Source organism: Micromonospora sp. NPDC048839 (genome assembly GCF_040649915.1).
Lineage (GTDB): Bacteria > Actinomycetota > Actinomycetes > Mycobacteriales > Micromonosporaceae > Micromonospora.
Window position 1 is genome coordinate 147,265 of record NZ_JBEZGL010000011.1, and the last position, 13,501, is coordinate 160,765.

Annotated in this window: 11 protein-coding genes; 5 read left to right on the plus strand and 6 right to left on the minus strand. The window is 71.7% G+C overall.

Annotation, left to right across the window (positions count from 1 at the left end):
- Positions 1-21: 21 nt before the first annotated feature.
- The 3 genes from AB0C25_RS21835 to AB0C25_RS21845 all read right to left on the minus strand — a co-directional run bounded on the left by AB0C25_RS21835 (position 22) and on the right by AB0C25_RS21845 (position 3,298).
- On the minus strand, positions 22-840 hold the full coding sequence (locus AB0C25_RS21835; RefSeq protein ID WP_357375805.1) for a DUF3152 domain-containing protein: 819 nt from the start codon (positions 838-840) through the stop codon (positions 22-24).
- Positions 841-1,028: 188 nt separating this feature from the next.
- Positions 1,029-3,050: a hypothetical protein gene (locus AB0C25_RS21840; protein WP_357375807.1), complete on the minus strand. Its 2,022-nt coding sequence runs from the start codon at positions 3,048-3,050 to the stop codon at positions 1,029-1,031.
- Positions 3,047-3,298: a hypothetical protein gene (locus AB0C25_RS21845; RefSeq protein WP_357375809.1), complete on the minus strand. Its 252-nt coding sequence runs from the start codon at positions 3,296-3,298 to the stop codon at positions 3,047-3,049. Before AB0C25_RS21845 ends, AB0C25_RS21840 begins: the two co-directional genes overlap by 4 nt.
- 243 nt (positions 3,299-3,541) lie before the next feature.
- Here AB0C25_RS21845 and AB0C25_RS21850 point away from each other — a divergent pair, with 243 nt between their 5' ends.
- From AB0C25_RS21850 to AB0C25_RS21860, 3 genes are all read left to right on the plus strand, one after another.
- Positions 3,542-4,423, plus strand: coding sequence for a helix-turn-helix transcriptional regulator (locus AB0C25_RS21850; RefSeq protein WP_357375811.1), 882 nt, complete (start codon positions 3,542-3,544; stop codon positions 4,421-4,423).
- The gene (locus tag AB0C25_RS21855) at positions 4,416-4,610 is read left to right on the plus strand and encodes a DUF397 domain-containing protein (RefSeq protein WP_357375813.1); all 195 of its coding nucleotides are present in this window, start codon (positions 4,416-4,418) and stop codon (positions 4,608-4,610) included. Before AB0C25_RS21850 ends, AB0C25_RS21855 begins: the two co-directional genes overlap by 8 nt.
- A 107-nt stretch (positions 4,611-4,717) precedes the next feature.
- Complete coding sequence (locus tag AB0C25_RS21860) at positions 4,718-5,680, plus strand: HNH endonuclease (protein WP_357375815.1); 963 nt, start codon at positions 4,718-4,720, stop codon at positions 5,678-5,680.
- A gap of 223 nt (positions 5,681-5,903) precedes the next feature.
- On the opposite strand, the gene AB0C25_RS21865 is transcribed toward AB0C25_RS21860, so the two are convergent.
- Complete coding sequence (locus AB0C25_RS21865) at positions 5,904-8,348, minus strand: glycoside hydrolase family 2 protein (protein WP_357375817.1); 2,445 nt, start codon at positions 8,346-8,348, stop codon at positions 5,904-5,906.
- 112 nt (positions 8,349-8,460) lie between these two features.
- Between AB0C25_RS21865 and AB0C25_RS21870 the strand changes: the two genes are divergently transcribed.
- Positions 8,461-9,483 (plus strand): LacI family DNA-binding transcriptional regulator, encoded by a 1,023-nt coding sequence (locus AB0C25_RS21870; RefSeq protein WP_357375818.1) that lies wholly within the window; start codon positions 8,461-8,463, stop codon positions 9,481-9,483.
- 6 nt (positions 9,484-9,489) lie between these two features.
- On the opposite strand, the gene AB0C25_RS21875 is transcribed toward AB0C25_RS21870, so the two are convergent.
- The gene (locus AB0C25_RS21875) at positions 9,490-11,871 is read right to left on the minus strand and encodes a GGDEF domain-containing phosphodiesterase (protein WP_357375820.1); all 2,382 of its coding nucleotides are present in this window, start codon (positions 11,869-11,871) and stop codon (positions 9,490-9,492) included.
- Positions 11,872-12,086: 215 nt separating this feature from the next.
- Here AB0C25_RS21875 and AB0C25_RS21880 point away from each other — a divergent pair, with 215 nt between their 5' ends.
- Entirely contained in the window at positions 12,087-12,461 is a 375-nt protein-coding gene (locus AB0C25_RS21880; RefSeq protein ID WP_357375822.1) for a PH domain-containing protein, read from the plus strand.
- A gap of 9 nt (positions 12,462-12,470) precedes the next feature.
- Here the strand turns inward: AB0C25_RS21880 and AB0C25_RS21885 are convergent, their stop codons facing one another.
- A complete protein-coding gene (locus tag AB0C25_RS21885) occupies positions 12,471-13,397 on the minus strand; it encodes a 2-hydroxyacid dehydrogenase (RefSeq protein WP_357375824.1) in 927 nt (308 codons plus the stop codon).
- Positions 13,398-13,501: the final 104 nt, after the last annotated feature.

A 13,501-nucleotide genomic window follows, 5' to 3' on the forward strand; every position in this document is an offset into this window, starting at 1 on the left:
GCCGTCTCTGTGGTCGCCGGCTCAGGACGGCGCCCACGGACCGCTGATGAACTGGCCGTTCTTGTTGAACGGACTGACGTTGGGCAGGCACCCACCCAGATCGATCGTCTGGGTCATCATGACCGGCCCCGGCTTGCCCCGCCCGCCGCACTTCATGTGCGCGAAGCCGAGGAAGTGGCCGAACTCGTGGTTGATGACGCCGGCGTGATAATCCTCGATGCTGACCGGGTATCCCGGTGAGCCCTGGAGCCAGCGCCGCAGATTGATCATGATGGTCTTGCCGTACTTGCAGGAGTAGACCCCCTCGGTGTCGACGCCGCTCGCACCGCACAGCCGGTCCACCGTCCTCGGTGTGGCGAGGCGGACATCGACGTCGACACGTCCACCTCCGACCCGCTGGAAGGACCACGACGCCCGGGTCAGATTCACCGCGTCGTTGGTGACCGGGTGTTGCGCCGAATCGGCCCACCCGTTCGGTGCTGCCAACACCTGCTCGATGCTCTCGGCGAACCGGTCCGGCTTCCAGGCCGGGATGTCGCCCCAGGCGATCCCCTTCTCCACCGAGACGCTGTAGCGCACCCGCTTCTTGCCCGTACCGATCACGCGACCGTTGCCGGTGGCGGTGGTGAAGGTGCCGGCAGCCCTGGTGGGAATCTCCGCGTCGGTCGGGATCTCCGGAGTCGGGCTGGAGGTCGGCGTATCGCTGGCGCGCAGCTCACGCGACCCAGAGCGCGGGGTATCGGTGCCCCCGGAAGCCGGCGTGGACGCCGGACCACAGGCGGCGGTCGCCAGCACCACCGCCAACGAGACCGGCGCGAGCAGCCGTCCGTTGATCCGCACGTTGCAACCTCCAGGGTCGATCACGGTCAGGTGAGGAACACCGGAAGGCTAGGTGACTACGGGTAAGGAAAACATCAGGACGGCCAGGGCCGATACCCCAGCAAAGGTTGGCGGAGCGGACAGGCCGTCTTACGGTCCGTCGTTTTCTGACACCTGACCATCTGGAAGGCGACGGCCGAGGGTCTGCCCTACGGCAGACCGCGTAGGTCGTGGGTTCGAGCGAGGAGGCGTACCCCGTCGTCGTCATGCCGGTGCACGGCACAGCCGGCACGGGTGAAGCGCACAGTGACCGCCTGTCCGGCATGCCGGGCGGCGAGCCGCAGCAGATCCGGCACGGGGTCGGCGACGATATCGCGCAGCCCCGAACAGGGCACCGGGATCGGCACCGCCGGGTCGGTCGGGCCGGCCCCGGCAACGGCGTCGGTCAGGCATTCCTGGCACGAGGCGAGGGCGGCGGCCAGGCTCGGCCGGTAGGGCAGGTCGTCGGGGCTCACTGGTACGTCACGCGGCTTCACCTCGACCGACCAGCGCAGGCCGTCGGCCAGCAACGGATCGCCGGCGTTGTGCCGCAGGTCGCACACGGCCACCACGAGCGCCAGGTCGAGGCCGAGGGCGAGCCGCAGCAGCTCGGGCAGCGGCGGCGCGTCGGGGGGTGCCGCCACCACGATCAGGCGACCCGCTGCGGTGCCCCGCCCGGCGCTGCGCGCGTACTCCCCCACCGGGTCGGCTCCGGCCCAGGGCAGGGTGACGTACCCGTCGCGCAGATCCCGGTCGAGGTCGTGCCCGCCGTCGGCGTCGCGGAGGTCCTCGGGTCGCACGCCGAGGACGGCAGCCCAGGAGCCGAGCCGGTACCGGTCGGGGAGCTGGACGACGGGCCGACCGTTGGGCTGGGTGGCGACCAGCGGGGCCACCTCTGGCGTGCCGGCCTGCCAGGTCAGGTGCACCACCCGGTGCCGCAGGTCGGTGACGGTGACCAGCACGGTCTGGTGCAGGCGGTGGGTGTCGCCGCAGGTGAAGCAACGCAGCGCCGACGGACGCAGGCCGGCCCCGTGGCAGTGCGGGCAGTCGTTGTCGGCGGGGCGACCGCCGAGCCGGCAGTCGCAGGCGCGCAGCCGGCTTTCGGGCCGGCAGTCCGGGCAGGGCCGCCACTCGACGGGTTCGCCCAGCCAGGGCGGATCGGGTGGTTGGTAGCCGCGGACCACCGGCACGGACACGCGGCGAACCACCTGACCGGTGGGCTGCTCCGCGAGGGTCTCCTCCGGATCGCCGGAGCGGAGGGAGGTGTGCCACCAGCGGCCGTCCCGCCAGAGGGCCTGCGCGCCGGGAAGCTCGCCGCCACCACCCGGGTCGACGCAGTCGGCGAGGACGCGTCGTTCGAGCTGATCGACGTCCATGGCTGGGGCGATGGGTGGGCGGGGCGAGTCGGGGCGCAACAGCCGGGCGGGGACGGCCAGGCCGCGCTCGGCGAGACCGGTGAGCGCGTCGCCAACGTCGGTGTGGGTCAGCGCTTCCGGAAGGTCCCGCCACCGGCTGGGCGAACCGGACGGCACCGGGGAGCCAGGCACCTCGTATCGGACGGCCCAACCGAACCCTCCGCCCTGCCGGCGGGCCTCGACGACCAGGTCCAGCAGCAACAGGTCCGCCAGCGCGCACAGCCGGGCCAGCCGTGCGGCCGGATCGACGGTGGGCGCGGCGGTGGAACGGCCCAGCACCAGCCGCCAGGGGGCGTGATCAGCCCGCAGAATGGCGTGGGCCTCCAGTTCGTGCCGAAGCTCCGCGGGCAGGTCGGGTCGCCACTGCCGGTCCAGCCACAACGACGGCACGTCGGCGTCGGCCACGACCGCGCCGACGGTGGCGGCGAGTTCGCGTACCCGGGAAGCAAGGTCGACCACCCAGTGGCCCGCCGGGTCGCGGTGGGGGTTGAGGCCGCCGGGCACGACCTGGTGGGACGCGACCGCGCCGGTGTCCAGGTTGGCGACGGTGACCACGAGCTGCGCCCGCCGCCGGCCGCGCCGGTCGCAGCGATAACAGGGGTACGCCACGGTGCCCGCGCCCCGACACTGCTCGCAACCCCGGTACGCCTCCCGAGGCGGGGCGGGGACATCGGCGTCGGCGAGGAACCGGTCGCCGTAGGTGGTGCACCGACACGGGTCCAGCGTGAAGGTCATCCCGTCGCAGTCGGGGCAGGTGACGACGGGTGCGCCGGTCACCGACACCGCCGGGCCGTGCAGTCACCGTCGTGCTCCACGCGGCGCACACACCGCCGGCCACCGTGAAGCGGCAGGTCACAGAAGACCCGATGATGTACGCCCTGAGCGTCCTCGGCGGACACGGTGGTCTCGCCCGCATCTACCTCGGTGAGGAAGGTCAGGGATCGGGCCAGGGTGCCGGCGAAGTGCTGGGCGGCTGGCAGGTCGGCGGCGGTGAACGGCAGGTGCGCCACCCAGCGGGGGCTCATTGGACGGCCGTCTGCTCGGCTCGAAGAAACGCGCGCATGCATTCTCCTCACGGACGGATTGGTTGAACAATCGGCGGCAGACGGGAATTGCGCGGTCATCGCCTTTGTCGGACCCATCTTGTAAGGTCAGAGGCGCTATCGCAATGAATGTCGACTCGCACTGTTCCATTAATTGTGGGCAACATTCCCCTGTTGCAGAACGGCTGTCGGGATGTTGCAAAATTCAACAGGAAGGAGAGCCGCGTGACCGACGACATGGGCTCGACGGTGCCCCGACGGCAGCTCGGCCGGGCGCTACGTGACCTGCGCACCGAGGCGGGGGCGACCCTGGACGCGGTGGCCGAGGCGCTGGAGTGCAGCCGGCAGAAGGTGTGGCGGATCGAGAGCGGGCTGGGCTCGGTGCGCGGCGTCGACGTCCGGGCGATGTGCGAGCTGTACGGGGCGACGGGCGAGCTGACCCGCGCACTGACCTCCCTGGCCGGCGAGACCAGGGCCAAGGGCTGGTGGCACGCGTACGGCGATGCCGTCCCCGAATGGTTCGAGCTGTACGTCGGCCTCGAATCCGCCGCGTCGAGGCTTCGATTCTTCAACGAAGCAATGGTGCCGGGCCTGCTACAGCATCCGCGCTACGCGCACGGGATCTATCAGCACCGCACGGAGGTCAGCGACGAAGAACGTGAGCGCCTTGTGCAGGTCCGGCTGCAACGCCAAGCTCTGCTGCGACGTCGCCTACCCCCACCTCCGAAGCTGGACGTCATTCTCTCCGAGGCCGCTTTGCTGCGCACCGTCGGCAGTTCCGAAACGATGGCGCACCAGCTTCACCACTTGCTGGCACTGGCAACCACAGCGACCAACTCCATCCGAATCCTGCCGCTCACCGCCGGCCTTCACCGTGGCGTCGAGGCAGGGTCCTTCGTGATGCTCAACTTCCCCCTCGGCAACCGCGCGACCCCCGAACCTCCGGTGGTCTACAGCGAGTCATGGACGGGCGCTCTCTACCTCGACCGGCCCGAGGAGTTCGCGGCCTACGAGAAGGTGTGGGCAAGCCTGGATCAGCTCGCTCTCGATGAAGGACAATCAAGGCACTTGATCAATAAGATCATCGGGGAGGTCCATCATGGTTGATCTTAGCGGTGCCCGCTGGCGCAAGAGCACCCGAAGCGGCAGCAACGGTGGCGAGTGTGTTGAGGTTGCCGACAATCTGTCCGGCATCGTCGCGGTACGCGACAGCAAGGACCCGCACGGCCCGGCGCTCACCTTCACAACTGCGGCTTGGGCCACCTTCGTACGGGCCGCGCCCACGGCCGGCTGAGACGCCAGTGGATGCCCCGATGGCGATCGGGGCACCCACGGCGTATCGACTAACCGCCAGTCGCGAACAAATGAACGCCGTCGTGACAATCGACCGGGGCTGACGGATTGGCTGTCGAGCGACAAGATAGTGCCGTGAGAGCCTATGTCGGAGTCACCGACGGGGACTGGTTCCGGTTCCTGGCGGCTCGCCCGCACCTTGCCGAGGTCAACTTCTGGCGTCCCGCCGGCTCACGGGCCTTCCGCGCGCTGTCCCCCGGCGAGCCCTTCTTCTTCAAGACCCACCACCCCCACAACAGGGTGGTGGGCGGTGGCTTTTTCAGTGGCTTCGCGCAGTTGCGCGTGTCGGAGGCTTGGGACCTGTTCCAGGAAGGCAACGGAGTCTCGGATCTCGCCGGGATGCGGCGGATCATCGGGAGATACCGGCCAGCACCGATCCCCGCCTCTGAGGATCCGCTGATCGGCTGCGTCCTGATCCGCGACACCGTCTTTTTCCCCGCCGAGGAACCCACCGGGCCGCCGCCAGACTTCGCCTCGAACATCGTTCAGGGCAAGGGATATGTCGTCGCGAACGAGACGCCCTTCGGCTACTTCCAGGTGCTGATAAGCCGACTGCTCGGCGCTCCCCTTGAGGTCGATTTCAGCGAGCCGTGGCACAGGCCCGGCCCGGTCTTCGGGGACCCTCGCCTGACGCCGAACCGGTTGGGACAACAGTCGTTCAAGGCCGTGGTGCTCGACGCCTACGGCCGGCGGTGCGCCATCACCGGTGACCGGATTCAACCGGTGCTCCAGGCGGCGCACATCAGACCTCTCCCGGCCGGAGGTGAGCACAGGCTGGACAACGGCATGCTGCTCCGGTCCGACGTGCACACCCTCTTCGACCACGGCTACCTCGGCATCGACCCCAAGCATCGACTGATGGTCAGTCCGCGACTGCGGACCGAGTTCGGTAACGGGGAACAGTTCTACGCTCGGGCCGGTACCGCGATCACCGTCCCGACTGCCACTCGCGACCGTCCGCATCGCGAGTTCCTGGAGTGGCACCTCGACGAGGTGTACAAGGCAGCATGAGCCCCTAGATGACCTATTTCAATGGGTCTCACCGCCGAACGCTTCGTCGGCCAGGGACGTGTCGCGGCAAGTTGACCTCGGTGCCGACAGGTGCCTGTGGGTCCCGCGCCCGTGGCAACCACTCCCCACGCATGCCCTGATTTAGGTCCCGTGGACCGGGTTGGCGGTCCCCTCAGTCGCGGGTCAGGTCCGGCGGAGCGTCGCGCGCGCGATCTTGCTGGCCTCAGCCGATGTCGTTGACGCAGCGCAGCACCGGGCGGGTGATGAGGGCCGCCTCATCCAACACAACGTCAGCCCGCACGGTGAAGACGACAGACTCGCCCGGCAGCAGTGTGACCAGCGCGGCGTCCACAGTGGCCGAGGCGTCCAGCCGGTCCGGGAAGAGCGTCAGGTCGCGCAGCACCGTCCGGGCCGTGACCCGGACCCGCTGCTCGCCATCGAACGGCTCGACCGCCGCCTCCCAGGCCGCCGACGGCCACTCCACGTCCCGGTCCTCCGCGAAGAACCACAGCGCCCGCTCGGCGGTGTCCCCCGCCTCGGCGATCAACAACTCCCGCCGGGCGTCGTCCGGCCGGACCAGGTCCGTCGGCAGCGCCAGCACCACCGAGGAGTACGCCGGAACGTCCAGCTCCACGGTCGTCTTCGCCCGGGGCTCCCCGTCGAGGGTCAGCCGGGTCACCGAGGCCGACGCCCGCCAGGTCGTGCCGCCGTCGTTGACCGCGACGAGGGCCAGCCCGCCGTCGCGGGGTTGCACGGTCAACAGCCGGTCGGCGTACGCGTGGCGCAGCGCGTACCACAGGGGTTTGCGGCGGCCGTCGCCGTCGACGGCCGACCAGGAGGTCACCGGCCAGCAGTCGTTGAGCTGCCAGACGATGGTGCCCGCGCAGATGCCCCGGTGGGAGCGGAAGTGCTCGACGCCGAGTTGGATGGCCCGGGCCTGGTTGAGCTGCGTCAGGTAGTGCCAGTCGTCGAAGTCCGCCGGGGCGGGCAGGTGGGCGTCCAGGCCCCGCTGCAACTTCAAGTCACCGCCGGCCGCCTTCTGGTGGTGGGCCATGCCCGGTGAGTCGTGCGCCATGGGTTCGTCGCTCAGTGCCCGGCGCAGGGTCGCGTATGCCGGTGGGGCCTGGTAGCCGAACTCGGCGACGAAGCGCGGCACGTACTCCCGGTATTTGGTGTAGTCGTCGGTGTTCCACACGTCCCAGATGTGGGTGGTGCCGTGCGCCGGGTCGTTGGGGTGGATCGCCTCGGTGCCCGACCAGGGGCTGCCCGGCCAGTAGGGGCGGGTGGGGTCCAGATCGCCGACGATCCGGGGCAGCACGTCGAGGTAGTAGCCGCGTCCCCAGGTGCGCCCGGCCAGCGGCTCCTGCCAGTCCCAGTCGTGCCAGCCCCAGATGTTCTCGTTGTTACCGGTCCAGAGCACCAGCGAGGGGTGGGGCGTCAACCGGGTGACCTGCTCGGCGGCCTCGGCGGCCACCTCACTGGCGAAGGGCTCCTCCTCCGGGTACGCGGCGCAGGCGAAGAGGAAGTCCTGCTGGACGAGGAGTCCACGTTCGTCGGCGAGGTCGTAGAAGTCCGCCGACTCGTACCGGCCGCCGCCCCAGACGCGCAGCAGGTTGACGTTGGCTTCGGTGGCCTGGTCGAACCGTTCGGCGAGCCGGTCCCGGGTGATCCGGGTGGGGAACGCGTCGTCGGGGATCCAGTTGACCCCGCGGACGAAGACCGGGACGTCGTTGACCGACAGCGTGAACGGGGTGCCGTGCTCGTCGGGGGTGGTGTCCAGTCGTACCGAGCGGAAGCCGATGCGGTGCGACCAGGTGTCCAGGGTGTCACCGTCCGGCGCGTGCAGCGTCACCTCGATCGGGTGGCGGGCCTGTTCGCCGTACCCCCGGGGCCACCAGAGCGCGGGCTCGCGGACGGTGCGGGTCAGCACGGCCGTGCGCTGCCCGGCCGGGACGACCGTCTCGGCGTGGGCGCCGGCGACGACGGCCCGGACGGTGAGTGGCACGTCCGTGGCCCGCTCGATGTCGACGTGCAGCTCGACCCGGCCGTCCCGGCCGTCCATCGTGACGAGTGGACGGACGGCGGCCAGCCGCGCGGTGGACCAGGCGTGCAGGCTGATCTCCTGCCAGATGCCGGCGGTGACCAGGGTCGGTCCCCAGTCCCACCCGAAGTTGCAGGCCATCTTCCGGATGAAGTGGAACGGCTCCGGGTAGGCGTTGGGCCGGTCGCCGAGTCGCTCCCGCTGCGCCTCGGCGTAGCGGTACGCGGAGCCGAACGTCACGGACAGGTCGTTGTCGCCGTCGCGCAGCAGGCGGGAGACGTCGAACCGGTAGCCGCGGTGCATGTTCGCGGTGCGGCCGACCTCGACACCGTTGACGGTGAGCGTGGCGACGGTGTCCAGGCCGGCGCAGACCAGGTCCACCCGGTCGTGGTCGCCGGTCGGCCGCCGGAAGCTCGTCCGGTAGTGCCAGTCGGTGCGCCCGATCCAGGCCACGGCCAGCTCGTTGTCGTCGAGGTAGGGATCGGGGATCAACCCGGCGTCGAGCAGGTCGGTGTGCACGCAACCGGGCACGGTCGCCGGCACGGCCCGCCCGGCGATGTCGGCGGGCACCTCCGCTCCGGATGCCGCCCGCAGGGTCCAACCGTCGTAGAGTGCCTGTCGGCTCAACTCCGCACCGCACCTTCTGCATCGAAAGACGCCTACTGAACCGGATAAGCTGAGCCACCGTACGGTTCGGTAATTCGGACTGTCAACGGCCAGAGAGCGAAGGAGTACGCCGGTGAAGCGGCCGACCATCGCCGACGTCGCCCGGCACGCCGGGGTGTCCAAGGGCGCCGTGTCGTACGCGCTGAACGGGCAGCCCGGAGTCTCCGAGGCCACCCGGCAGCGCATCCTGGCCATCGCCACGGAGATCGGTTTCAGCCGCAGCAGCGCCGCCCGCGCCCTCTCCGCCGCCACCGCCGGGGCGGTCGGCCTGGCCCTGTGCCGACCGGCCCGGATCCTCGGCATCGAGCCGTTCTTCATGGCGCTGATCAGCGGCGTCGAGGCCGAACTGTCCGCCCGCTCGTACGCGCTGACCCTGCAGGTGGTGGCCGACCCGGACGCCGAGATCGCGGTCTACCGGCGCTGGTGGGGCGAACGTCGGGTGGACGGGGTGCTGATCTGCGACCTGCGCACCGACGACCGCCGCATCCCCGCCCTGGAGCAGCTTCAACTGCCCGCGGTGGTGATCGGCGGCCCCGGTGGCACCGGTGCGCTGGGCAGCCTCTGGTCCGACGACGCGGCAGCGCTGACCGAGACGGTGGAATACCTGGTCGCCCTCGGGCACCGGCGGATCGCCCGGGTCGCCGGCCTGCCCGACCTACGGCACACCGAGATCCGCACCGACGCGTTCGCGGCGGTGTGTCGACGGCTCGGCCTGGTCGACGCGGTCACCGTCTGGTCCGACTACAGCGGCGAGGAGGGCGGGCGGGCCACCCGCCGGCTGCTCAGTTCCGCCCAGCGGCCCACGGCGGTCATCTACGACAACGACGTGATGGCCATCGCGGGGCTCTCCGTGGCCCAGGAGATGGGGCTCACCGTTCCCGGCGATCTGTCCATCGTGGCCTGGGACGACTCGCCCCTGTGCCGGCTGGTGCACCCACCGCTGACCGCGCTGGGCCGGGACATCCCGGCGTACGGCGCGCACGCCGCCCGGCAACTGCTCGCCGTCATCGGTGGGGAGCCGGTGAGCCGGGTGCAGGACGAGACGCCGCACCTGACCCCGCGGGGCAGTACCGCACCACCACCCCGAGGCAGATGAACCGGTTCAGCGGGAGGCGGAGGGAAACTCCTCGAAGTACGCCTCCACCCGCTCGGCCGTCGCCGGGCGGGCCAGCGCGAACCCCTGCCCGTACCGGCAGCCGCCCCGGCGGGCCACCTCGACCTGCGTCGACGACTCCAACTCCTCGGCGACGATCTCGACGCCCAGCCGCTCACCGACGTTCACCACCACGTCGATCAGCGGTGGCTGCCCGTCCGGCCGGGCGCCGACCAACTCCGGACCCACCTTGAGCAGGTCGATCGGCAGCCGGCGGAGCTGGGCCAACGATGCGTGCTCGGCCCGGAAGTCGTCCAACGCGGTGCGCACGCCCAACGACCGCAGCCCGGCCAACCGGGCCACCACCGTCGGCAGGTCACCCGCCACCCTCGGCTCGCTCACCTCCACCACCAGCCGCTCCGGTGGCACCCCGTACGCGGCCAGCACGGCCGCCGTCCGCTGCACGAAGTCGGGTGTCGTCAGCTCCCGGGTCGTGACGTTCACCGCCATCCACAACTCCCGGACGCCCACCGACCAGTCGGACAACTGCCGGCAGGCCCGGTCCAGCACCCACCACTCCAACTCGCCGACCAGGTCCAGGTCCTCGGCGACCGGCAACAGCTCGGCCGGGAGCACCGTGCCGAGCACCGGGCTGCGCCAGCGCAGCAGCGCCTCCGCGCCCACCGGTTGCCCGTCGGTCAGGTCGACCACCGGCTGGTAGACGAGATCCAACTCGCTGCGGGCCACCGCACCTGGCAACTCGCGTTCCAGGTCGAGCCGGCGTACCAGCTGTTCCTCCAGGAACGCGTCATACCACTCGACCCGGTCCCGGCCCAGTTGCACGGCCCGCCGTCGGGCCAGCTCGGCCTGCCGGAGCACGTCCGCCGGCCGGTCACCGCTCACCTCGGCCAGCCCGATGCTGGTCTGCGCCCGTACCACCGAACCGGCCATCGGGTAGGGCGGGGTGAGCGCGGCCAGCAGCCGGGTGCCCAGCGCGTACGCCAGTACCGGGCCGGCGGCGGTGACCACGGCGAAGCCGGCACCCGTGCAGCCGGTGACCAGATCGTCGGCAGCGATGACGGCGCGGACCCGGTGCACCGCCTCGGCCAGCACGTCCTCCCGGACGGTCGGGCTGATCCCGTCGGTGACGTGCAGGTCCACCAGCAGCAGCGCGCCCGACGGTGCCGGTACGTCGCCGATCGCGGCGAGGGCGTCCAGCAGGGCTGCCCGGTCACCGGGCGGGCCACCTCCCGCCGGAACCGGCCGCCGGTTCAGCGCCGACCAGCCGGCGTCCTCCTCCGCTGACCAGGCCGAGCCGGTGCCGTGCGCGGTCACCGGGTCAGCCGGGTCGGGCCTGTCGTGCGCGGGTTCAGCCGGCGGGAGATGACCCAGCCAGCGTGGTGGGACCGGGTGGCGGTGCCGCACCGGGCTGCCGGCGGGTCGGCGATGGGCGGCGGCGCGCGCCGAGGTGGGGGCGTCACCCGCTCGCAGCAGCTCGCGCAGCACCAGGGGTGGCACCGCCGCCAGCGCCAGCAACACGCTCGTCCGATCCGGCGCGCGGCCCGCGCCCAGGTGCACAGCCGTCGCCAGCAGGAGCACCGCGGCGGGGAACACCGACCGGGGCCAGGCCGAAGCGATCGGCTCCGCCGGCTCGACGTCGCCCGCGTCCGCCGCGTCGACCGCACCGACCGCGACCAGCAACATTCCCAGCACCAGCGGAGGTACGGCCAGCAGGGTCGCCCGCCCGCTCGGCGCGGACGGCAGCGCGGCCAACAGCACCAGACCGCCCAGGGTGAGCAGGACACCGCCCCGGCAGACCGCCGTGCCCGTACGTCGCCGCGGGCCGGCGAACGCGGTGAGCGCGGCCATGCCCAGCCCACCGAGCGCCAACGCGGCCACCAGCCGGAGCGGAACCGGCGGCCCGGCACGGGGTAGCAGCAGCCAACCGGCGAGAGCCAACCCGACGGCCGGGCCGCTGGACTCGACCAGCCCGCGCAGCCGGACCCCGGCGGGCGGGCGCGTCCGGCCGGGAAGCCGGCACAGCCCCGCCCCGGCGAGGGCCGCCACGACCAGGGACCCGACCAGCACGGTGCCGGTGTGCCCGCCAGCGGCCAGCGGCAGTGCGACAGCGGTCAGACCGGCCGTCACCACCGCCGCGTCGAGCAGCACGCCCGCTCGCCGCGGTGAGCTGTCGACGCGACGCGAGACGGCCAGCCGGGAGAGCCGCACCCCGGCGAGGGTGGCACCGGCGCCGGCCGCCAGCGCGATCACCACCGGAGTTGGCACCAGGTCGAGGGCACCGGCGACGAGGAGCAGCGCCACCGCCGCGGACGTGGCGGTCTCCAGTGCCCGGCGGGGGACGAGGACGCGGAACGGGTACGCGAGGAGCACGGCGGTCGCCTTCGTGAGGGGGCACGGGGCGGTACGACGGTGCGGGACATCGACCATTCCTGGTCCGCTGTCCAACAATTGTGAACGATCGGCGGCCACATCGGTTACGTGCCGGTCACCCAGAGGAGGCAATGACCTGAGTCACTGTACGACGTACCAGCCCCTCGGCACCGCCCGCCGCGAGTCGGACGGGTCCGGGGTGGGATCATCGGAGGGTGAGTAAGCCCGACACGGTCCGCTTCCGCTACAACCAAGCCATCCTGGTCGCCTCGGTCATCGCCTTCATCGGCGCCCTGCCGTTGGCCAACGCCCGGACCTACCTGCTGCCGGTGCTGCTCGTTCCGCTCGCCGTCGGGGTGTGGGCCTGGCGGGCCGGCACCGATGCCGACGCGCGGGAACTACGCGTACGCGCGTTGGTCGGGCAACGCCGCCTCACCTGGGACCGGGTCGTCGAGCTGACCGCCGACCAGCGCGGACGGGCGGTCGCCCGGCTCGACGACGGCCAGCAGGTCACCCTGCCGGCCGTCCGTGGCGCGGACCTGCCCCGGCTGATCTCGGCCACCGGCCAGACGCTGCCCCACGCCGGCTGAGGTGTCCGGTCAGTAGCCGTCCACGACCGCGTTGATCAGCGGCTGTCCGGCGGCGAACCGGCGGACCTGGTCACCGACCAGGCGGTAGGCCCGCGGCAGCAGGCCGCGCACCGAGCCCGCCACGTGCGGCGTGAGCAGCACGTTCGGCATCACCCAGAGCGGAGAGTCGGCGGGCAGCGGCTCCGGGTCGGTGACGTCCAGCGCGGCCGAGATCCGGCCGGTGCCCAGCTCGGCGACGAGCGCCTCGGTGTGTGCCACCGGCCCTCGGGCGGCGTTGACCAGCAGCGCCCCGTCCGGCATCGCGGCCAGGAAGTCCTTGTCGATCAGGCCACGCGTCTGGTCGGTGAGCGGCACCAGCACCACCACCACGTCCGCCTCGGGCAGCAGCCGGGGCAGCTCCTCGACCGCGTGCACCCCCTGCTCCGGGCGGGCCGTCCTGGCGACCAGGGTGAAGCTCACCTCGAAGGGGGCGAGCCGATCGCGTACCGCGGTGCCGATCGAACCCGCGCCGATGATGAGCACCCGCTTGCCGGTCAGCTCGTCGGTCGGGGTGTTCCCCTGGTACGCCCAGCGCCGGTCGGCCTGGGCCCGGACGAACGCCGGGAACGCCCGCAACTGGGCGAGGATCGCGGTGACGACCCACTCGGCGGTGGACGGGTCGTGCACCCCCCGGGCGTCACAGAGGGTGACGCCCGGAGGTGTCCGGCCGGCCCAGGCGTCCGCCCCGGCGGAGAGCAACTGCACCACCGCCAGGTCGGGCAGCTCACGCAGCAGCGCCGTCGCGTCGGTGCCGGTCAGGAACGGTGGCACCCAGACGCGGACGTCGGCCACCTCCGAGGGCAGCCGGTCGGCGTGCTCCAGGACCTCGACCGTCACATCCGGGGGCAGCTCACCCATCAGCTTCAGGCCGGCCTGGTTCGGAATCCATACCTTCACGTCAGCCGACGATAGTCCCCACCGCCGCGGCCGGAGCGGGCACGGGCGCGAACCGGCGTCCCGGGGGATGGCGCGCGGAGCCGGGGCGGGCGAGACTCAGCACA

What these genes read in the sequence shown, in the direction of transcription:
- AB0C25_RS21845 (WP_357375809.1), bottom strand. Translation starts at nt 3,298, where the DNA reads ATGAGCCCCCGCTGGGTGGCGCACCTGCCGTTCACCGCCGCCGACCTG.
- AB0C25_RS21855 (WP_357375813.1), top strand. Translation starts at nt 4,416, where the DNA reads ATGGTTGATCTTAGCGGTGCCCGCTGGCGCAAGAGCACCCGAAGCGGC.